The 20,661-nt window shown below is 66.3% G+C and carries 19 protein-coding genes and 1 tRNA gene; 10 read left to right on the plus strand and 10 right to left on the minus strand.

Annotated features, from left to right (window positions below; genetic code table 11):
* Positions 1-99: 99 nt before the first annotated feature.
* The 3 genes from P0M04_RS13340 (at position 100) to P0M04_RS13350 (ending at position 2,539) form a co-directional block, all read left to right on the plus strand.
* Positions 100-178 (plus strand) — tRNA-Ile (locus P0M04_RS13340).
* Positions 179-372: 194 nt separating this feature from the next.
* Entirely contained in the window at positions 373-1,746 is a 1,374-nt protein-coding gene (locus P0M04_RS13345; protein ID WP_307727171.1) for an NfeD family protein, read from the plus strand.
* A 16-nt stretch (positions 1,747-1,762) separates the two neighbouring features.
* On the plus strand, positions 1,763-2,539 hold the full coding sequence (locus tag P0M04_RS13350; protein ID WP_259449743.1) for a slipin family protein: 777 nt from the start codon (positions 1,763-1,765) through the stop codon (positions 2,537-2,539).
* 128 nt (positions 2,540-2,667) lie between these two features.
* Here P0M04_RS13350 and P0M04_RS13355 read toward each other — a convergent pair whose 3' ends face one another.
* Positions 2,668-3,450 (minus strand): hypothetical protein, encoded by a 783-nt coding sequence (locus tag P0M04_RS13355; RefSeq protein ID WP_259449744.1) that lies wholly within the window; start codon positions 3,448-3,450, stop codon positions 2,668-2,670.
* A gap of 118 nt (positions 3,451-3,568) precedes the next feature.
* Positions 3,569-4,534 carry a helix-turn-helix transcriptional regulator gene (locus P0M04_RS13360; protein ID WP_259449745.1) on the minus strand — a complete coding sequence of 322 codons (966 nt, stop codon included), beginning with the start codon at positions 4,532-4,534 and terminating at the stop codon, positions 3,569-3,571.
* 79 nt (positions 4,535-4,613) lie between these two features.
* On the opposite strand from P0M04_RS13360, the gene P0M04_RS13365 reads away from it, so the two are divergent.
* Complete coding sequence (locus tag P0M04_RS13365; protein ID WP_259449746.1) at positions 4,614-5,306, plus strand: NIPSNAP family protein; 693 nt, start codon at positions 4,614-4,616, stop codon at positions 5,304-5,306.
* A 10-nt stretch (positions 5,307-5,316) separates the two neighbouring features.
* Positions 5,317-5,796: a DUF1579 domain-containing protein gene (locus P0M04_RS13370; protein ID WP_259449747.1), complete on the plus strand. Its 480-nt coding sequence runs from the start codon at positions 5,317-5,319 to the stop codon at positions 5,794-5,796.
* Here the strand turns inward: P0M04_RS13370 and P0M04_RS13375 are convergent.
* Positions 5,786-7,093 (minus strand): hypothetical protein, encoded by a 1,308-nt coding sequence (locus P0M04_RS13375; RefSeq protein ID WP_259449748.1) that lies wholly within the window; start codon positions 7,091-7,093, stop codon positions 5,786-5,788. The genes P0M04_RS13370 and P0M04_RS13375 overlap by 11 nt on opposite strands.
* A 224-nt stretch (positions 7,094-7,317) precedes the next feature.
* Here P0M04_RS13375 and P0M04_RS13380 point away from each other — a divergent pair, with 224 nt between their 5' ends.
* Positions 7,318-8,676, plus strand: a complete 1,359-nt coding sequence (locus P0M04_RS13380) for a GGDEF domain-containing protein (protein WP_259449749.1) — start codon at positions 7,318-7,320, stop codon at positions 8,674-8,676.
* 51 nt (positions 8,677-8,727) lie between these two features.
* On the opposite strand, the gene P0M04_RS13385 is transcribed toward P0M04_RS13380, so the two are convergent.
* On the minus strand, positions 8,728-8,943 hold the full coding sequence (locus P0M04_RS13385) for a hypothetical protein (protein WP_259449750.1): 216 nt from the start codon (positions 8,941-8,943) through the stop codon (positions 8,728-8,730).
* 78 nt (positions 8,944-9,021) lie between these two features.
* On the opposite strand from P0M04_RS13385, the gene P0M04_RS13390 reads away from it, so the two are divergent.
* Positions 9,022-10,056, plus strand: a complete 1,035-nt coding sequence (locus P0M04_RS13390; protein ID WP_259449751.1) for a GGDEF domain-containing protein — start codon at positions 9,022-9,024, stop codon at positions 10,054-10,056.
* Between the two features lie 14 nt (positions 10,057-10,070).
* On the opposite strand, the gene P0M04_RS13395 is transcribed toward P0M04_RS13390, so the two are convergent.
* Positions 10,071-10,652 carry a DJ-1/PfpI family protein gene (locus P0M04_RS13395; RefSeq protein WP_259449752.1) on the minus strand — a complete coding sequence of 194 codons (582 nt, stop codon included), beginning with the start codon at positions 10,650-10,652 and terminating at the stop codon, positions 10,071-10,073.
* A 129-nt stretch (positions 10,653-10,781) separates the two neighbouring features.
* Between P0M04_RS13395 and P0M04_RS13400 the strand changes: the two genes are divergently transcribed.
* Positions 10,782-11,165, plus strand: a complete 384-nt coding sequence (locus tag P0M04_RS13400) for a hypothetical protein (protein WP_259449753.1) — start codon at positions 10,782-10,784, stop codon at positions 11,163-11,165.
* Between the two features lie 7 nt (positions 11,166-11,172).
* On the opposite strand, the gene P0M04_RS13405 is transcribed toward P0M04_RS13400, so the two are convergent.
* From P0M04_RS13405 to P0M04_RS13415, 3 genes are read right to left on the minus strand one after another with little or no spacing between them, the layout of a single operon-like run.
* Positions 11,173-13,038 (minus strand): putative bifunctional diguanylate cyclase/phosphodiesterase, encoded by a 1,866-nt coding sequence (locus P0M04_RS13405; RefSeq protein ID WP_259449754.1) that lies wholly within the window; start codon positions 13,036-13,038, stop codon positions 11,173-11,175.
* Positions 13,035-13,523: a YfiR family protein gene (locus tag P0M04_RS13410; protein WP_259449755.1), complete on the minus strand. Its 489-nt coding sequence runs from the start codon at positions 13,521-13,523 to the stop codon at positions 13,035-13,037. Before P0M04_RS13410 ends, P0M04_RS13405 begins: the two co-directional genes overlap by 4 nt.
* Before the next feature lie 2 nt (positions 13,524-13,525).
* On the minus strand, positions 13,526-15,547 hold the full coding sequence (locus P0M04_RS13415) for a TonB-dependent receptor plug domain-containing protein (RefSeq protein ID WP_259449756.1): 2,022 nt from the start codon (positions 15,545-15,547) through the stop codon (positions 13,526-13,528).
* A 271-nt stretch (positions 15,548-15,818) separates the two neighbouring features.
* Here P0M04_RS13415 and P0M04_RS13420 point away from each other — a divergent pair, with 271 nt between their 5' ends.
* Positions 15,819-16,265 carry a glycine zipper 2TM domain-containing protein gene (locus P0M04_RS13420; RefSeq protein ID WP_259449757.1) on the plus strand — a complete coding sequence of 149 codons (447 nt, stop codon included), beginning with the start codon at positions 15,819-15,821 and terminating at the stop codon, positions 16,263-16,265.
* 124 nt (positions 16,266-16,389) lie between these two features.
* On the opposite strand, the gene P0M04_RS13425 is transcribed toward P0M04_RS13420, so the two are convergent.
* Complete coding sequence (locus P0M04_RS13425) at positions 16,390-17,676, minus strand: cytochrome P450 (protein WP_259449758.1); 1,287 nt, start codon at positions 17,674-17,676, stop codon at positions 16,390-16,392.
* A 30-nt stretch (positions 17,677-17,706) separates the two neighbouring features.
* The gene (locus P0M04_RS13430; RefSeq protein ID WP_259449759.1) at positions 17,707-19,992 is read right to left on the minus strand and encodes a CHASE domain-containing protein; all 2,286 of its coding nucleotides are present in this window, start codon (positions 19,990-19,992) and stop codon (positions 17,707-17,709) included.
* A gap of 152 nt (positions 19,993-20,144) precedes the next feature.
* Between P0M04_RS13430 and P0M04_RS13435 the strand changes: the two genes are divergently transcribed.
* Positions 20,145-20,618 (plus strand): cupredoxin domain-containing protein, encoded by a 474-nt coding sequence (locus P0M04_RS13435; RefSeq protein WP_259449760.1) that lies wholly within the window; start codon positions 20,145-20,147, stop codon positions 20,616-20,618.
* The last annotated feature ends 43 nt before the right edge of the window (positions 20,619-20,661 follow it).

Here is a 20,661-nt window from a genome sequence, read left to right on the forward strand (position 1 = left end):
GGCTTGACGGACCTACGCTAAAACAATATCCTCTCGCCACTTCGGCCGCTCGGCGACCGTAAGTGGCGAGTTTTTAGCGTCTTCGGATGTACCAGTTTCGGGCCTCTAGCTCATGCCTGGTTAGAGCAGCGGACTCATAATCCGTTGGTGCCCGGTTCGACTCCGGGGAGGCCTACCAATAAAATCAAGGACTTGCACGGTTAAGGCGCAAGTCCTTTTTCTTTTTCTCTTCACTTTTTTCTGTGTACCTTAGGTGTACCCAGGCTGTGTCAGTCACTGTTCTGCTCAATTCTGTACATGTGTGCAGGAACCGCCGGGACGTCCAGCGCATCTAAATGATACTGGGACCCGTCGTCCCGCCTGGGGGCAAGCATGTTCCGACAGACGGCTGCAAGGCTGCCGTCATTCCCGCCGTTCTTCCAGATACTGGCCGCTGCATGGTCGGCCATCGCGCTGATGGCCTTGCTGGTCGGCGGTGTGCCTGTGCACGCGCAAACCGCGCGCGGCCCGGTCGTGTTGCTGACGGTCGATGGCGCGATCGGACCAGCCTATGCCGACTACGTGTCGCGCGGCATCAACCGCGCGGCGAAAGAGGGCAGCCAACTGGTGGTACTGCAGCTCGATACCCCCGGCGGGCTCGACACGTCAATGCGCTCCATCATTCGCGCGATCCTCACATCGCCGGTTCCAGTGGCGTGCTATGTGGCACCCAGCGGTGCTCGCGCGGCCAGCGCCGGCACCTACATCCTGTACGCCTGCCACATCGCGGCGATGGCGCCCGGCACCAACATCGGCGCGGCCAGCCCGATCCAGGTCGGCGTCGGCGGACAGGAGCCGCCGCGCGACAAGAATGCGACTCCTTCGACGATGGAACACAAGCAGGTCAACGACGCGGCCGCCTTCATCCGCGGCCTCGCCAACATGCGCGGACGCAACGCCGATTGGGCCGAGCGCGCCGTGCGCGAGGCGGTCAGCCTGCCGGCCGGCGATGCGCTGAAGGCCCACGTGGTCGACTACGTGGCGCCGGACCTTCCTCACCTGCTGGCGCAGGTGGACGGCAGGGTCATTAACGTGCTCGGGCAGGAGCGCACCCTGCGCACTGCCGGTGCGGCCGTCGAGGACGCCCAGCCCGACTGGCGCACGCGGCTGCTGGCGGCGATCACCAACCCCAGCATCGCGCTGATCCTGATGACGATCGGGATCTACGGACTGATCTTCGAATTCATGAACCCGGGCGCGGTGGCGCCGGGAGTTGTCGGCACGATCTGCCTGCTTCTGGCGCTGTATGGGTTGCAGCTACTGCCCATCAATTACTCCGGGCTGGCGCTGATTTGCCTCGGCATCGCCTTCATGATCGCCGAAGCCTTCCTGCCGACCTTTGGCGCGGTCGGCATCGGCGGCGTGATCGCGTTCGTGATCGGTGCGCTGATGCTGATCGATACCGAGTCGCCGGGCCTGGGAATTCCGCCGTTTTTGGTCGTGAGCGTCGGCGTGGTGGCGGCGCTGCTGCTCGCGGGAACCGCCAGCATTGCTCTGCGCACGCGGCGGCGGCACGCGGTAAGCGGTCCTGAGACCCTGATCGGCAGCGTGGCCGAGATGCTGGGCGATGCGCCGCATGAGGGCTGGGCCAACGTAGGCGGCGAGACCTGGCGCGTGGTCAGCGCCACGCCGCTCGCGCGCGCGCAGAAGGTGCGCGTGGTGGCGCGCCGCGGAGCGGTTCTCGAAGTAGCACCGCTCGACAATTGAACACAAGGAGGCTCAAATGCTATTCCAGTTCAGTTTCGGATTCGGTCTGATCGCGGTCGTGGTGGTGGCGCTGCTCGCCTCGTCGGTACGCATCCTGCGCGAGTACGAGCGCGGCGTCGTGTTCCAGCTCGGGCGCTTCTGGGCGGTGAAGGGACCGGGGCTGATCCTCCTGATCCCGGTGCTGCAGCAGATGGTGCGGGTCGATCTGCGCACCATCGTGCACGACGTGCCCAAGCAGGACGTGATCTCGCGCGACAACGTTTCGGTTAAGGTATCGGCGGTGCTGTACTTTCGCGTGATCGACCCGCAGCGCGCGATCATCCAGGTCGCCAACTTCTTCGAGGCCACCAGCCAACTGGCGCAGACGACGCTGCGCTCGGTGCTGGGCAAGCACGAGCTGGACGAGATGCTGGCCGAGCGCGAGCGCCTGAACATCGACATCCAGCAGGTGCTGGACGCGCAAACCGACAACTGGGGCATCAAGGTCGCCAACGTAGAAATCAAGCATGTGGACCTGGACGAATCGATGGTGCGCGCGATCGCCCGCCAGGCCGAAGCGGAGCGCGAACGGCGCGCCAAGGTGATCCACGCCGAGGGCGAACTGCAGGCCTCTGAAAAGCTGATGCAGGCGGCGCAGGTGCTGGCGCAGCAGGGCGGCGCGATGAAACTGCGCTACCTGCAGACCTTGTCGTCGATCGCCGGCGACAAGAGTTCGACGATCGTGTTTCCGCTGCCGATGGAGATGCTCGGGAAGCTGGTGGACAGGCTGGGAAACGATGCAGCGGCACGGTGAGTCTTGCTCTGTGGACGGATCGGTACGGCTGAGCTCAAGGGTATGGATCTTCGCGCCCTGTCACACTGGCCCCCGTTTCTCGATCCGGTTGGGTTACACGTTCTGAAACGGACGATGCGTCGCCGATCTCAATGCCCCAGCAGCCTCTTCGCCACCGGTAACCAGGCCGGCCACAGATACAAGCTGACGTGGGTAACCTGCCACCCGAAACTCCAGACGATGCCTGCCACCCAGGCAGGATGCAGCCGCCCGCGCGTCAGCAGATCATGGACGCCGATGCCGAGCGCAAGCATGTCGTTGGTGAAGTGCAGGACCAGGAACGTCGCCCAGAAACTCTGGCCCCAGTAGCCGAACGGGTAGGCGTAGCCAATCGCACCGCCCAGCCAGCGCGCGAAGCCGGCCGTGCTCAGCTGCAGGATCGCCAGCATCATCAGGCGCTTGTGCGCCGCTACCCGTTTGCGGAGCACGAGGGCGGCCACGCTCAGGCCGACGAAGCCGATCACATCGCCCAGTTGAACGCTGAAGAACGCGGGGTCGCTGCGCGGCGTGCCGAAATTCAGGTTTTGTATCGTGTAGGCCGTCAGCGGGCCGACGACGGCGAGGACGCCCACGCCGAATGCCATCGCGATACCGAGGCGCCGATGCAGGGCCGGTTTCCCTATGCGGATGAGCAGGATCTGCGCGGTGAACGCCACCAGCCATGTGACGAACACGGTGGAATGCACGTGCAGGATCATGGGGTAGGGTGGGTCGTTGTTCGCGATGTGCCGGGCGATTTCGCGACCGAAACCGAGCAGCATGCCGACCCAGATCAGCGTGATATAGATGAGAAACAGGGGGCCGTCGGCCGGGTGGGTGGGCGCGAATTCGCGGCGCGCCTGGCGTGGTCTGGTGACTGCGTCTGAAAACATCGGGCGGCCTCGTTCGACGATGGTCGGTGACAGAATTGCTGAAAAGTAAATTCTGTGCGCACGCATTTCGTGTTGCAATTACGAAAACGTCCAAACGACGCAGAATTTTGCCGCCTCGTCAGCAACCATAGAGCGCCGAAACCCGTCGCAGCCTGGAAACGATCGCCTCCCTGAGCCTGGCCGGCCCCGTCACCTGCACCTCCGGCGCCAGCCGCAGCAACTGGCCGGCGCCATGCTCGACCGACTCGACCGGAATACGCACCGCGACCCGTCCATCCCGTCGGCGGGAAGGCCGCGCCTCCGCAACCGCGCGCGCGACCGCGGCATTCAGGTAACGCAAATCCTTGAGCCCAACCCGCGTCGCCAGCACGTCCGCATAATCCGTATAAAGCTCCGACTCGAAGCGCGCGACGGACTCCGCCCAGTACCGCGCCAGGTCGAACCGCTTCGGCCGCCGCGCTTTCTGTTCCAGGATTGCCGCGCGTTTCACGTTCGAGAGCCGATACGTGCGCGGCTTGCCATCCGCTGCAGCAACGAGATACCACGCGCCCGCCTTCAGCACGAGCCCCAGCGGATGCACGACCCGCTCGACCTCGTCACGCCAGCTCTCGTAGCACATGCTCAGCTGCCTGTCCGTCCAGACCGCTTCAGCGACGATCGCCAGATACGGCACCGCATCCGCCTCGCGATACCAGTCGACCGGATCGAGGTGAAAGCGGGACTGCATCTTCTGCGCTTCCGACCGTGACGATTCCGGCATCGACGTCAGCAGCTTGAGTTGCGCACCCTGCAGCGGCTTGTCGAGGCCGAGGTCGGCTGCCGGGCCGGCCAGGCCGCTGAGGAACACGACCTGCGCTTCGGCCGGCGTCAGTCCGGTGAGTCGCGTGTTCCAGCCATCGAGCAGGCGGAAGCCGCCCGTGCGGCCGCGTTCCGCGTAGATCGGCACGCCGGCGGCGGTGAGCTGGTCGATGTCGCGGTGCAGGGTGCGCACGGAAATCTCCAGCGCTTCGGCCAGCGCGGCGGCGCTCATGGGGCCGCGCGTCTCGAGCATCATTTGGATGGAAAGCAGACGGCTGGCGCGCATGATCGGCGGGAATATATGACATGAGGTGGCAGATATTCTAGTCGATACTGCCGGCATCGAAATCAATGAGGAGACCGCGATGCCACCGAAACATCCCCAGATCGTCGAACTGCGCCAGTACACGCTGCACCCGAATAAACGCGATGCACTGGTCGATTTGTTCGACCGCGAATTCGTCGAGTCGCAGGAAGCGGAAGGCATGAGCGTGATGGGCCAGTTCCGCGACCTGGACGATCCTGATCGCTTCGTCTGGCTGCGCGGCTTTGCCGACATGGCGTCGCGTGCGCGCGGCTTGCAGGGCTTTTATGGCGGTCCCGTCTGGGCTGCGCATCGCGACGCGGCGAACGCGACCATGATCGATTCCGACGACGTCCTGCTGCTGCGGCCGGCGTGGCACGGTGCCGGTCTCGTACATGATCCCGCGCGCAGGGCAGGGCTTGCTGGCGGCATGGTCGACATCGCTGTGTTCAGCCTGAGCGATGCCGCGAGCCCGGCACTGCTCGACTTCTGTCACGAGCGTGTGACGTCGGTTCTTCAAAGCGAAGGTGCGCTGGCGCAGGGCTGGTATGTCACCGAATCGAGCCCGAACAATTTCCCGAGCCTGCCCGTGCGTGAAGGGGAAAACGTGCTCGTTGTCGTGGCCGTGTTCAAGGAGCTGCTTGAAGGAGGGCGCTGGCAACGCGACGTCGCGCAGGCCTTGTCGCAGTGGCTAAACAAGCCGCACCATTCCATGAAACTGACGCCGACCACCCGCTCGGCCATCCATGCATAAGGAGGCCACCATGAACGATTTCGATTTCCTCGTCGGTCACTGGACGGTCCGCCATCGGCGTCTCAAGGAACGCCTCGCCGGCTGCACCGAATGGGAAGAGTTCCCCGGGACATGTTCCCTGCGACCGCTGCTAGACGGCCAGGCGAATGTCGACGACAACGTGCTGGAGCTGCCGTCGGGTACCTATCGCGCGGCCTCGATCCGCGCCTACGATCCGGCGACGACGCTATGGTCGATCTGGTGGCTCGACAGCCGTCATCCTCATGACCTCGGCACGCCGGTCGTGGGCGCGTTCAAGAGCGGCACCGGCACCTTCTTTGCCGACGACACCTTGAACGGCCAACCGATCCGCGTGCGCTTCCTCTGGACGGATATCGCGCCATCCAGCGCCCGCTGGCAGCAGGCGTTCTCGAAGGATGGCGGCGCGACGTGGGAAACGAACTGGATCATGGAGTTTCAACGCGTGGACTTTGAGCGCGCTATTTCTTGAACACCCCGCGCAGCAGGCCCACCGCGCCTTGCGTGATCACGTCCGTCGCCGTGGGCGTCCTGGCCTGGGCGGGGGCGGGTTGCGCCGGCGGTCCGCTTGAAACGTCATCGCCGTGACCGGACATGGCCGCGCTCGTCGCCATCGAATCCATTCCCGGCATCAGGGACGCCACCGACTTGCGGCGCACCTTGACGTCCCATTGCGGCTCCCAGGTGATTTTCGGATCCTTCGGGCGCGGCGGCCAGGCCATGTTCAGTTCGTCGCCGTAGGCGATCACGCGGCTCATGGCCGTTGCGCCGACGGCTTCTTTCGGCGCAGCGCACTCGGTGGCGCTGGCCGGCAGCAGCACCTTCTCCTTGCGCCATTTTTCGATCGCGCTGTCGGGCTGGTAATTGACGAGTCCCATGCCCATGTCGGGCAGTTCGCTCGACGTCCAGTAGACCAGTTCCATGTCGTTGTCGCCGCCATGGCCCGTGTCGCGCATGCCCATCGCCTGGACGAACCAGGCCGTCGCCTGCGGCATCGCTTTCCACTTGAACAGTACACCCTTGCCATCGTCGCTGCGGGTCGCTTCCACTGCCGGCATCAGGTCGTGCGCGGCGTCGATGTTGAACTTGAAACCGTCCACGATGCCGTCCCCGGCAAACGCATGCTCGCCCGCCATCGACGCGCCTTCCGGCAGCAGGCGCGCATCGGTCTTGTTCGGCCATGCCGGGCGGCCGGGGACGGGCGTCGGGACGCGCGCCGTGGCGCCGCGATTCTGGAAGAACTTGTTGTACTGCGTGACGTCCATCCTGGCGAAATCGATGACGAGAGGCTGGCCTTTACGGACTTCCGTGCCGCATCCCCAGTACAGATACATCTTCCCCTTCGGCATCTCGAACTTGGCCGGCTCGTCATCCGGAATATTGCGCTCGGGCGCCTGGTGCGGTTGCGGTTCCGGCGCGAGCAGGTTCAGCGTCGGCGCCAGCCGGGAGCCGGCCGGTACGCTCTGGGTCGCCGTTTTCAGATTGGTGTTATTCCGCGTCAGCAGGACGACGTCCATCCAGCGGCCCTGGCTCTGGCCCTGCGTCTGGCCAAAGGTATTGCCCCCTCCGTTGCCCTTGTTGAACAGGCTACCCAGCATGCCGGCCGCGCCGCCGCCCGGCATCGCCGGCATCCCGCCCGAGAAGGTCGCGAGGTCGACATAGGCCTGGCTGACGGGCGGCTTGACTTTCTGGACGAGGTCCGCGGCCAGCGCGGGCGTCAGGGCGAACAGGCCGGACACGGCCACTGCGAGCGGTTTGAGCGAAGACATGGGCACTCCTTGAGAGAAGGCCGCCATTATCTCGGCAGGTACCGCCCCGAAATAGCCCCCTCGGTGTGGGGCTCGTCATTGCCGGTCGTCGACACGGCGTCACACAATTTGTTCGCCATCCGCACCAATTGATACCGAATGGCAACACTGCTTTTCAGTTTTATTGCATGCACCTAAACGGTGAGGTATCTTGCTGTATCGCAAGAATCTCTAAAAAACTCACCATGTCGGTGTCCTCCACTGAAACCTCGCTGCAGCCCCTTGTCCGGCTCCTCGGCTATGCCCGCTATGTCTTCGCGGGCTTGCTGGTCGTCACGGTCGTCCTGCTCGTATGGCAGCGCTATGGCATGGAAAAGGTTGTCGAGTTGACCGGCGATCACTTTCCGCTGTGGGTAGAGGATGACCGGTCAGGCGGTGGCGCTTCTGTGGCCTCGCTCGAGCGCAAAGGGCAGGATCTCATCGTGCACTGCCATATCTCGTCGAAGAGCCCGTGGCCGTACTGTAAGTTGAGTTTCAATTTCCTCAAGGAGGAGATGGGCATGGACATGTCCCGTTTCGACTTCTTGACCATCGAGGGGCGATATGCTGGGCCGGGGTCGTCGAAATTCGGCCTGGTGCTTGCGGATATCGAAGAAGGGCTGACCCGCCTCGACCAGTGGCAAACCTACAAGATCAACCAGATCGATGCGCTCGACCTGCCGCCCGATGGCAAAGTCTTCGTGATACCGATCAAGTGGTTTGGCGTGGCGCAGTGGTGGAAGGACATGACAAAGCCGACGCTGGCGCATTCCGCAGTCAATGTCGACAACGTCGCGCGCGCGGAATTGATGATCAATGGCGGTGGCAAGGAAGGCGAGCACGTATTCACCCTGCACGCCCTGCGCCTGCACGGCAAGATGATCAGCCGCGACACGCTGCTGATGTGGATCGTGGCCGCATGGGTGTCGTGCGCGGTCGGCTGGCTGGCGATTCTCACGCTGTCGCTGCGCACGCAACTTGCGGACAGCCGGGCGGCTGTCGCGCTGCTCAGGACGGTCAACAAGGCGCTGGAACTCGAAGCGCGCGACCTGGCCGGACAGGCACACATCGATCCGCTCACGGGCGTGCTGAACCGGCAAGGCCTGCGTGCGGCGCTGATGAGCACGTCGAGCCTGCTGACCGATCCGATGGCAGTCGTTTTCATCGACATCGACCACTTCAAATCCATCAATGACACGCATGGCCATGATGTGGGCGACGATGTCCTGCGCAAGTTCGCCAACGTCATCTCGTCCGGCATCCGGTCGTCGGACCGCCTCGTACGCTGGGGCGGCGAGGAATTCCTTATCGTGTGTCCGATGACCAATGTGTACCAGGGACGGATTCTCGCGGAAAACCTGCGCCATGCGCTGCACCAGCAGGCGTGGCCGGCGGGCTTGCGCGTCACGGCATCGTTCGGCGTGGCGCAGCATCACGAGCGGGACGAGGTCGGCGTGGTCATCAAACATGCCGACGAGGCGCTGTATCGCGCCAAGCAGGACGGCCGCGACCGCGTATGCGCGCACATCCCGGCGGACATGATCGCGAATGCCAAGGCGGCCTGACGTCACTCGCGTATAACAATCATGTCCGCGTCTATCGCTTCGCTTCAGCCGTTAGCCCGTATCGTCGGATATGCCCGTTACGTGTTCGGTGGACTGCTGCTGCTGACGATAGTTCTGCTCACCTGGCAGCGCGTTGGCATGGAGACGGTGGTCGAGCTGACCAGCGATCATTTCCCGGTCTGGATCGAGGATGATCGCAGCAGCAGCAGCGAAGGCGGCGCCTCGGTCGGGTCGATCGAAAAGAAAGGGCGCGACCTGGTCGTTCATTGCCATATCGTCCCGAAGTACGGATGGCCGTATTGCAAACTCACGTTCAATCTTCTCAAGGGGAATGTGGGTATGGACATGTCAACGTTCGATTACATGACCATCGACGGACACTATGCCGGCACCGGGAACCCAGGCTTCAGTCTGGCCCTGGCCCAGGTCGAGGAAGGATTGACGCGGCTCGACCAGTGGGAAACCTTCAAGGTCCACCAGGTCGATAAGCTCGATTTGCCGGCCGACGGCAAGTTGCTGATTCCGCTCAAATGGTTCGCTGTGGCACCGTGGTGGAAGGACATGGTCAAGCCGTCGATGGAGCACGCGGCCGTCAATGTCGACAATGTCGCGCGCGTCGAGTTGCTGATCAGGGGCGACGGCAAGGACGGCGAGCACGTGTTCACGTTGCGCCGGCTGCAATTGCACGGCAAGGCGATCGCCTTGAATACATTGTTGATGGGACTGGTGAGCGCCTGGATCCTGTGCGCCGTCGGCTGGCTGGTGGCCGTCACGCTGTCGTTGCGTACGGAATTGAAGGACCGGGAGACGGCCATCACATTGCTCAAAGAGGTCAACAAGGCGCTGGAGCTCGAGGCGCGCGACCTGGCCGGGCAGGCGCACATCGATCCGCTGACAGGCGCGCTGAACCGGCAAGGCCTGCGTGCGGTGCTGATGAGTACGTCGAGCCTGCTGGCCGATCCGATGGCCGTGGTCTTCATCGACATCGACCACTTCAAATCGATCAATGACACGCATGGCCATGACGTGGGCGACGATGTGCTGCGCAAGTTCGCCAACGTCATCGCGTCCGGCATCCGTTCGTCGGACCGCTTCGTGCGCTGGGGCGGCGAGGAATTCCTCATCGTCTGTCCGATGACCAACGTGCACCAGGGACGGACCCTCGCGGAAAACCTGCGCCGCGCGCTGCACCAGCAGGCGTGGCCGGCCGGCCTGCGCGTCACGGCGTCGTTCGGCGTGGCGCAGCATCACGAGCGCGACGAGGTCGGCGTCGTCATCAAACATGCCGACGAGGCGCTGTATCGCGCCAAGCAGGGCGGCCGCGACCGTGTATGCGCCCATCTTCCGGGCGACATGATCGCGTCCGCCGAAGCCGCCTGACGTTACAGCGCGAACTACAGCGTTATTTCGGTCCCGAGCCGCTTGAGGAATTGCGCGATCCATTGCGGATGCGCGGGCCAGGCAGGGGCGGTGACGAGGTTGCCGTCGGTGACCGCCTGGTCGACCGGGATGTCGGCGTATTCTCCGCCGGCCAGCTTGACCTCCGGCGCGCACGCGGGATAGGCCGATACGCGCTTGCCGCGGATGACGTCGGCTGCCGCCAGCAGTTGGGCGCCGTGGCAGACCGCGGCGATGGGCTTGTCGGCGTGGGCAAAGCCCCGCACCAGCGCGATCACTTGCGGATCGAGGCGCAGGTATTCCGGTGCGCGGCCGCCCGCGATGACGAGGGCGTCGTAGTCGTCGGCGCTCGCTTCGGAAAAATCGGCGTTCAGCGCGAACTGGTGGCCGGGCTTTTCCGTGTAGGTCTGGTCGCCTTCGAAATCGTGGATCGCGGTCTTGACCTTGTCGCCCTTCTTCTTGCCGGGGCAGACGGCGTGCACCGTGTGGCCCACCGCCAGCAGTGCCTGGAACGGCACCATGGTTTCGTAATCTTCCGCAAAATCGCCGGTCAACAACAGGATCTTTTTCGCTGCCATCGTGTGTTCTCCTTAAAGAGGTTCCCCTGGACTTGCCTCGACAAGATACCATCGTCGCGCGGGCGCCGTAAGGCTTGATGTTCGGCACGGTTTGTTGCCGGAATCGGACCCGCAGCTATGGAGCTTTCGATGACCGTGGATGAACTGAAATCGCTCGCCGACGCCTCGGCCGCCGTGACGCAGCCGTGCGCCTGCGCCATCGACACCTATCGGGAATGGACGCGCGTGCCGGTGGATTTTCCGGAGTCGCACATGCGCACGGTGGGGACGCTCGTCGACGATCCGTACGGCGAACCCACGTTCGCCGAGTACCATCCGGATGGCACGACGTCCTGGTCGGCGGACGCGCCGATCGCGCCGCGCCACTATCCCTACAACCGCGCTCAGGTGATGCAATGCACCGTGTGCGGGCGCTGCGCGTTACGTTATGTGGAGGCGGGCGGCTACTACGTCGAGCCGCGGATCCGGGCGCTCGATCCGCGCCTGATCGTGGACGTGCCCGCGCCGGATTGAACGCGGCTCAGGCGGCCGGCACGCGCTCCTCGAGCACGCGCGCACGCAGCGCCGCCAGCGGCAGCGGACGCGCCAGCAGGTAGCCCTGCACGTAGTCGCAGCCCGCCTGGCGCAGCCATTCGAACTGCTCGGGTTCCTCGACGCCCTCGGCCACCACGGTGAGGTTGAAACCGTGGGCGAGGGCGATCACGGCGCCGGCGATCGTCGTGCCGGACGTGGGCAGCAGGCGGACGAAGCTGCGGTCGATCTTGAGATGGTTGATCGGGAAGGTCTGCAGATAGGCGAGCGACGAATAGCCGGTGCCGAAGTCGTCGATCGACAGGCGCACGCCCAGCGCGCGCACGTTGTGCATGAAATCGACGGCGCCGTCCAGGTCTTCCATCAGCATGCTTTCCGTGAGCTCCAGTTCGAGCCGGTCCGGGGGCAGGCCGGTCTGCGCCAGCGTGCGCTCGACGACGCCGATGAAGTCGCGGTCGCGCAGCTGGCGCGCCGAGACGTTGACGGCCATGCTGAGCCACGTGCCGGTCTGCCGGTATAACGCGACGGCGTCGCGGCAGGCGCGTTCCAGCACCCACTTGCCGACTTCGACGATCAAGCCGCTTTCCTCGGCGATGGGAATGAACTCGGCCGGCGAAATATAACCCTGGTCGGGATGCGGCCAGCGCAGCAGCGCTTCCACGCCGACCATCTTGCGCGAGCCGCAGGCGTATTGCGGCTGGTAGCACAGTTCCAGCAGGCCGGCCTCGAGGTGGCGGCGCAGGTCGCGGTCCAGGCGAGCGCGCCGCTGCGTGGCGAGGATCATCTCGCGCTCGAACACGGCCACCGTGTCGCGGCCCTTGCCCTTGGCGCGGTAGAGGGCGGCGTCGGCGTTGCTGAGCAGTTCGCTCATCGTGTGCGCGTCGTCCGGGAACACGCAGGCGCCGATGCTGGCCGTGGGCGTCACTTCCTGGCCCTCGACCTGCAGCGGCTGGCGCAGGCCGGCCACGATGCGCTGGCCCACGCGTTCCAGCTCGGCCGCATCCTCGAGCGGGGCGACGATGACGGCGAATTCGTCGCCGCCGATGCGGCCAATGCGGTCGCTGGGGCGTGCCGTCGCGCGCAGCACGCTCGCGACCTGGCGCAGCAGGCGGTCGCCAGCGGCGTGGCCGGCCGTGTCGTTGACGACCTTGAAGTTGTCGAGGTCGATCAAGAGCAGGCCGATGCGGCCGCCGCTTTCCGTGCGCATGGCGATTTCCAGCTCCAGCGCCTCGTAGGTGCAGCGGCGGTTCGGCAGGTCGGTCACGGTGTCCGTGTAGGCCAGGTGCTTCAGCTGCGATTCGGCGCGGCGCATGCGCGCCTTGGAGCGGCGCGTGAGCACCCACGTCGTCACCAGCGCGCCCAGCGAGGCCAGGGCCAGCAGGGCGCCGTAGCGCAGCAGGCCGTTGCGGATGCCGACCGTGTCGGCCGTCAGCACGACCCGGCCCAGCGCCATGCCGCGATAGCGGATGGGACGCGCCACCGACAGCGGCGTGAACAGCGTCCAGTCGCGCAGCAGCGACGGCGTGTCGTCGACGGCGCCGTTGCGGTATGCGGCGAATTCGACGTCCTGGCGGTCGTACACGGTGGCAGCGGCCAGGAACGACGAGTGGCGGAACGAGCGCAGCATCTCGTGCGCCGCGTCCTGGTCGTGGAACATCAGCGTGGCCGCGACGTTGTCGGCAATGATCGCGGCCTGCACGGTGAGGTCGTCGGTGAGATTGCGGCGCAGCGCGACGAACTGGTAAGCCAGCAGGATGCAGCAGGCCACGCCGAGCGCGGCGGCCGCGGCCAGCAGCTGGCCCTTGCCGAGCATGCGGCTCAGTTCCCCGGTGCGGCGTGCCGTCGTCGGGTTCATAGCACGTTCCTCGCCAGGCGCAGCAGGTGGGACGAAAAGCGCAGGCCGCTCTTCGCCGCTTCCTGCGTGTCGATGTCGAAGCGGATGTGTTCATCATCCTCGACGAGCGTGATGGCGGCCTTGCTGCCGGCACCGTCGCGCACGACGAGCACGCCCCCCGTAAGCAGCGCCGGCCGCTCCATGGCGCGCGGCAGCACGGCGATGTCGCAGCGCGCGGCTTTCGGATGCGCGAGTTCGGTCACGGTCCAGGGTCGGCCGTTGACCGGCTTGCCGTTCAGGGCGTTCAGCCCGGACCAGAGCGGGTTGTCGGGATTCGTGCACACGAACAGCGGCCCCTTGCCGGCGGCATCGGGCCAGGTCGTGAACATGGCGAAGTTGAAGATGTACGCCGCCTTCAGGTCCTTGCCGTCGACCTGGGCGCGGCACATGCCGGCCGCCAGGCCCAGGCCGGCTACGATCGCAAGGAAGGAGAGGGCGCGGACCATCGTCAGAACCGCCAGTCGAGTTTCGCGGCCAGCGTGCGGCCTTCGCGCGCGAGCGCGGTCTGCACGAATGCGGGGCCGGCCACGTCGGCATAGTGCTTGCCGGTGGCGTTGTAGGCGGAGAGCGACAGCTCGGCGCGCGGCAGCAGCCGCAGCGCGGAGAGCGTGACGTTGGCGACGCAGTACCCGCCGGCCGCGCCCTGGTCGGCCAGGCGCTTGCCGCTGCACAGCAGCTCGGCGCCGACGCGGCCGCCGCGCCAGCCCAGCGGCGCCGTGAGGTTCGCCTTGGCCAGGTGGCGCGGGGAATCGATCAGGGGTACGCCGCCGGTGCCGCGTGCCAGCTGCCAGGAATAGCTGGCGCGCAGGCGCACGGCGCCGAAGTCGCGGTCGAGCGCGGCCTCGAGGCCGCGGGCGTCGGCATGGTCGATGTTGCGGAAGATGAGCATGCCCGTGCCCGGGTCGATCTGCTGGCTGATCAGGTCGTCCACGGCGTAGCGGAACAGCGACAGCGTCGCATGGCCGCCGCCCGCGAGCATGTGTTCCAGCACCAGTTCGCGCGTCGCGATCTTTTCCGGGCGCAGGTTCGGGTTGGGGAGCAGGCCGCCCGCCATGTCCGGCAGCGCGTAATACATCTCGTAGGCGTTGGCCGCGCGGAAGGCGCTGCCCGCGATCAGCTTGACGGTGTCGGCCGGCGTCGCCTTGTACACGACGGCCACACGCGGGCTGAAGCGATGCATCTCCGGGTCTTCGCGGTTGTCGTAGCGCACGCCGGCGTTGACGAGGAAGCCGGCCGGCAGGCGGATCTCGTCTTCCACGAACACGGCGCGGCGCATCGCGTCGCGGTGGTCCTGCAGCAGCAATTCGTAGGGCTGCTCGTTGTAGTTGACCTGGTCGCGGTGCGCATCGCGACCCAGCTCGGCGCCGATCACGATCTTCTGGCCCGGCAGGTTCGTCAGGGTCGCATGCGCGCTGGCGTCGTACCAGCGCGCGTGGGCGCCGTCGATGTTCAGGCGCGGCACGCCTTCGGTGTCCGGATACCAGCCTGGGCCGCGATAATCGGCCTGGCCCGACTGCAGCTGCACCGCGAGCGCCAGCGCCGGTGCGAGCTGGCGGTTCCACGCCACGCCGATGCTCGTCTGCGTGTCGCGCGTGCTGTCGGGCGCGTTGAAGACGGCGCCGAACGAGGCGGTCGGGACCCCTTTGGTGCGCGCGACGTGGCTCGCCGACAGCGTCACGCCGCCGTAACTGCCCTTGACGAGGAAGTTCTGGGCGCGGTCCCAGTCGAGGTGGCGGGCGATGCCGCCGTTGGTCTCGGGGGTGTCGAACTCCGGGTAATACAGGTCGCGGCCCGTGCGGTTGAAGGCGCTGGCGGACAGCAGCAGGTCGGCGCCGTTCTGGCCATGCCAGCCGTAGCTGGTGCGGGCCTTGCGCTCGCCCTGGCCGGCCACGGTGACGGCGCCCTGGATGCCGGACATGCCGCTGCCGTCGCGCGTGACGACGTTGATCACGCCGAACAGCGCGTTCGAGCCATACACGGCCGAGCCGGGGCCGGGCACGAATTCGATGCGCTTGACCATGTCCATGTCGATCAGGCCCTCGGTGCCGATGAGGGCCTGGTCGTACACGGCGTCGTTGATGCGCATGCCGTCGACCAGCAGCAGGAAACGGCTGTTGTAGTCGCCCGGACGCAGGAAGCCGCGCGCGCCAAGGTACGTGTAGTTGCGGTCGTTCGTCACGTACAGGCCGGGCAGCGTGGCCAGCGCGTCGGCCAGCGTGCGCCAGCCATGGTCGCGGATGTCGGACGCCGTGAGCACGACCACGGACGATGGCGCATCGCTGATCGGCTGGGCGAATTTCGAGGCGGCCGTCACGACCCGCATCTGCATCAGTTCCTCGAGGGGAATCGTGCTCAGCGTACGGATGTCGCCAGTGTCCGTGTCCGCGCCGGCGAACGCCACGGTGGGGCAGGCCAGTATGGCGGTGCAGACGATGACGGGCAGGGTACGTGACGACATGGATGTGGACATGGGATGACGAAGGCCGGCGGTGACGCCCCGTCTTTTGTAAATTGTTTCAAATAATCACATGTCAGTACTATAGAGAAACTTTCGCAATGTGGCACCGAAAAGTTGCATCAAAAAGACAGAATAGCGTATTTATGGCAAGCATCATTCCATATTGCACCAAAACTGGGCGGTTACACTCACTTGCAATTGATACTGTTTCACTCTTTCCACATCCGGGCATGACCGTTACTCTGTACACATGTTTGTTACAACGATATGTAAGGGGAACACCATGCAAGCATTTTCGATCCGTCATACGGCCCGTGCCGCCCTCGTCGCCGCAGTCCTCGCCGCGCCATTCGCGGCCCAGGCCGCACCCGACCACCACCCGCGCGCCGAAGCGCAGTGCCGCAACTGCGCCACGGTCGTCTCGAACCATACGTACAAACGTGAACCCGAGCGCGCCAGCGGCGTCGGTGGCGTGGGCGGTGCCGTCGTCGGCGGCCTGCTGGGCAACCAGGTCGGCAGCGGCCGCGGCCGCACGCTCGCCACGGTGGCGGGCGCGGTGGGCGGCGCCTATGCCGGCAACCGCATCGAGCGCAACATGAAGGCAGAAACCTATACGGACGTGCGTGTGAAGATGGCGGCCGGCGGTTATCGCACGTTCACCGAGAAGGGCGCGCCGCGCTTCCGCAATGGCGAACGCGTGCGCGTGCTGGATGGGCGCCTCGTACGCTGACCATCGCGATACGAAACCTCAAAACCGTCGTTCCCGCGCAGGCGGGAACCCAAGTTTCAGGCGTCGTCGAGACGCAAACAAAATTGGATCCCCGCCTGCGCGGGGATGACGTCGTTTGAGTGCGTCAGGTATTCACCGGCCGCACGTTCTTGATCACGAACCCGCTCGCCGGCAAGGTCGGAATCCGCCGCATGCTCACCGTCAGGTCCTGCGGCGGCACATCGTAGGCGATCTCGCCGGCGAACAGCTGCAGGGCCGACTTCACCAGGTCGCCGGTGACGAATTCGCCCGGGCAGCGGTGGCCCGAGTAATGGTCGCCGCCGCCGTGCGGCACGAAATCGAAGCCGCTGCTCTGCCAGCGGTCGAAGCGCTCCGGCCGGAACACGGCCGGGTCACCCCAGATCCCGGGGTGGTGGTTCGTGCCGTACAGATCGAACAGCACCCACGTCCCTTTCTTCACATGCATCCCGCGCCAGTCGAAGGCATGCAGGGCGCGGCCGCCCATCGCCGGGATGAACGGGTAGTAGCGCCGCACTTCCTGCATGAACCACGTCGCGTACGCATCGTCGCCTGAGGCGATGCGCGTGCGGCATTGCGGGTGTTCGTGCAGCGCCAGCAGGCCGAAGACGATATAGCGCGCCACGGCCACCGTCGGGCGCAGCAGGTTGATGAGTTCCACGCCCGCGTGCTTGCGGTGCATGAGTTCCCCATTGGCGTCGCGGTGGCGCGCGATCACGTTCAGCGGGCTGTCGAACGGCGGCTGGATCTGGCCGGCGCGCACGGCGTCGACGAGGGCGCGCGCCCATTGCTCGGTGCGGACGCGCGCGAGGTGGCCGCGCCAGTTGCGCGGACCCGCCGAACCGGCGCCGGCGATCATCCGCGCGAATTCGCGCGTGCGCTCCTGCGCTTCCGCCGCGCTGACCGGAATCCCGGCCCAGTGGCACACGGCGCGGCACAGCACTTCCTGCGCGGCGTCGTGCATGACGATTTGCGAATTGCCCGTCCATTGCGCGAAGCGCGTGCGCCATTCGGCCGCGGCCAGGCCGACGAGGCGCTGCCGCTCCAGGGGCCCGAACAGCGACATCAGCATGGCCTTGCGCTTCCTGTGCGCTTCGCCGTCGAGCGCCATCACGCTGCCGAAGTCCTGCAGCAAGGCCATCGTCGTCGCCGGCAGCGCGTGGCGGCGCGTGAAGCGGCCGGGTTGGTAAAACATGCGGCCGGCGTCCTCGCCGCGCACGCACAGCACGCGCTGCAGCATCAGGCGGGTCGCGAACATGTCGCTGCCCAGGGCGGCGTAACGGCGCGGCATGAACTCGTAGCCTTGCGCGAGGAAGGCGATGGACAGGTCGAAACCCGGGGCACGCGGTACGGCGTCGAGGGCGTCGGCGTGGTGTTGGTCGGTATTGCTCAAAACTTCTCCTGCGGTGGTGATACCAGATACTCAGTGCGGCACGGGCGCGAAGGCGGGATCGGGCGTGTCCTGCAGGGCGCGCGGCAGGTAGATCGTGACGGTCGTGCCTTCTCCCTCCCTGCTCGCGAGCCGGATGTGGCCGCCGCTCTGCTTGACGAAACCGTGCGCCATCGACAGGCCCAGGCCCGTGCCCTTGCCCTCGGGCTTGGTCGTGAAGAACGGTTCGAAAGCCCGCTCCATCACGTCGGGCGGCATGCCGCTGCCCGTGTCGCTGACGGCGATCGTGACGAATTCGCCGGGACGGATGCCGGAATAGGCCAGTGGGTCGGCCGGGTCGATCGTCGCATTGGCCAGCGTGATCGTGACATTGCCGCCGCCCTCCATCGCGTCGCGCGCGTTGATCACGAGGTTCAGCAGCACGTTTTCCAGCTGGTTCGGATCGACGAGGACGTTCCACAGGTCGGGCGCGATGGTCAACCGGATCGCGACGCTGTCGCCGACGGCGCGGTGCAGCAGCGTGTCCATGCGTTCGATGAGCTGCGCCAGGTTGACGACGCTCGGGTGCAGCGGCTGGCGCCGCGCGAAGGCGAGCAGCTGGGCGGCCAGCTTCTTGCCCCGTTCGACGGCGTCGAGGATGTTCAGGAGGCGCTTGCGGCCATTGTCGTCGCTGCGCAGCATCAGCTGGACGTTGGCGCTGATGATGTGCAGGATGTTGTTGAAGTCGTGCGCCACGCCGCCCGTCAGCTTGCCGACGGCCTCCAGCTTCTGCGAGCGCAGCAGCGCGGCGCGCGCTTCCTCCAGCCGCTGCTGGCGCTGCTGCTCGCGCTCCGCCGCCTCCTTGCGCGGACGGATGTCGCGCACGAATGCCGTGATGCCATAGCCTTGCCTGGTCGCCAGCGGCGTGATCGCGACTTCCACCGGGATCGCGGGGCCGTCGCGCGTCAGCGCCGTCGTTTCCGTAGGACCCGTCAGCATCGCGCAGGCGCCGCTCTGCGCGAAGTGCGCCAGGCAGTCGCGCCACTCCTCGCGCTCCGGTGCGGGGATCAGGAGGTCGAGCACGTCGTGCCCCACCGCCTCGTCCTCGCGCCAGCCGAACAGCTTGCAGGCCTGCAGGTTCCAGTCCGTGATGCGGCCGTCGGGCGCCACCGCGATGAAGGCGTCGTACGCCGTCTGCAGGATCAGGCGGACGCGTTCGCGTTCGGCGTCGATGCGGTCGCGCGACGCGCGCAGCTCCACCGTCATCCCCTGCGCCAGCTGCAGCGCGCGGCGGCGCTCGGAGGCGAGCAGCCACACGACGAGCGCCAGCAGGATGCCCAGGCCAATGCCAGTGAGCGTGATCGCGAGCGTCGTACGGCGGTCGAGCGCCTCCTCGAAGCGCGGCGCCGAGTGGAGGACGACGGTCCATGTGCGGCCGGCGCTGTCGACCGTCGTCTGGTAGCTCAGCAGGGGCTTGCGGCTGACGGGGCCGCCACGGGAAGACCGGTAGAGCAGGGCGTCCGCGGTGGGCGCGAGGCCATCGTAGATCTCGACCTGCAGGTCGTCCGCATGCTCGCCGCCCAGTCCGCGCATCAGGTCGCTCATGCGGAACGGCGCGTACACCCAGCCGATGATGGCGGCGCGCCGGGCCGGGACCGAGTCGTGCGTCAGGCCGGCCTCGTACACGGGCACGTACATCAGGAAGCCGGGCTGGCCGCCATGACCGCCTTCCTGCACCAGCACGACCTTGCCGGTGGCGGCCGCGTGCCCGGTATCGCGCGCCTGCTCCATCGCCGTGCGCCGCGACGGCTCGCTGAACATGTCGTAGCCGAAGGCGCGCAGGTTGCGCCCGGAGAACGGTTCGATGCGGGTGATCGACGTGATCACGGGACGCGGCCCGGGCGGCTTGACCGCATAGTCGCGAAAGCCTTCGGCACGCATGGCCGCGACGTGCGCGTCGAGCCGGCCGGGCGGAATGATCGCGGCGATGCCCAGCGCCTCGATGCCGGGGAAGTGTTCGTTCAGGCGCAGCAGCTCGTAGTACTCGGCAAATGCGCCGCGGTCGATCTCGACCGAGCCGCGCAGGAAGCCGCTCGTGGCCAGCAGCACTTCCTCGTAGACGTCCAGGCGCCGGTCGATACTGGCGGCCATGTCGCGTGCGCGGAAATTGAAATTACCTGCCAGTTCGCCCGCCGCGGTCCGCTGTGCGTTGCCGGCCACCATATAGGTCACGATCAGCGCGGCGAGGAACGCGAGCGCGGCCAGGAGCAGGGGAAGGTGGACCGGGCTGCGCGGCGAAGAGCTGTTGGATGGAATGGACGATGGGTCTGGACGCGGCATGAAGGCAGTACGCTGTACTCGACAAGGGAAAAGGTGGCAATGGTCCATTGCCGGCATGGCAAGCGCGCCGTCATGACAGGATACCGGTGTATGGCCGGAATCGGCGCACAACAGGGCGGCGAACGGTCCGGCTACAATGAGCGTTTTACGCCATGCCCATGCCTTTCCACTTCTCCACGATGAGCCTGCTGCAGCGCGTGCGCTGGGGTGCCGCGCTGGCCCTCGTCGCCGTCCTGCTGTGGGCCGCGCTCGCGCCCGTGCGCTACCCGACGCGCGAGCGCACGTTCGAGTTCCCGCGCGGCGCCGCGGTCCTGCGCGGGGAACAAGCGGGCCTGGTACCGGCCGAGGTGCGCCTGACCCTGGGCGTGCGCGACGTCCTGCTGCTGCATAACCGCGACATCGCGCCGCACGTGTTCGGCCAAGTGCTCGTGCTGCCGGGCCATGCGTTCCGCCTGCCGTTCGAGCAGGCCGGCGACTATGTGTATGCCTGCGACGCGGCGCCCGGCCATGCCGTCACGGTGCGCGTGGGGACTCATCCCGATCCCGGCTGGGCGCGCCTGGGGTGGCGCCTGCGCGTCCTGGCCGAGGCCGTGCGTACCCTGCCGATCGTCGGCCCGGGCGACTGAAACGGCGCGCAATCGTGCTCCGTCCCGCGCGGCGAATCTGTCA

The organism is Telluria mixta (assembly GCF_029223865.1).
Classification (GTDB): Bacteria; Pseudomonadota; Gammaproteobacteria; order Burkholderiales; family Burkholderiaceae_D; genus Telluria; species Telluria mixta.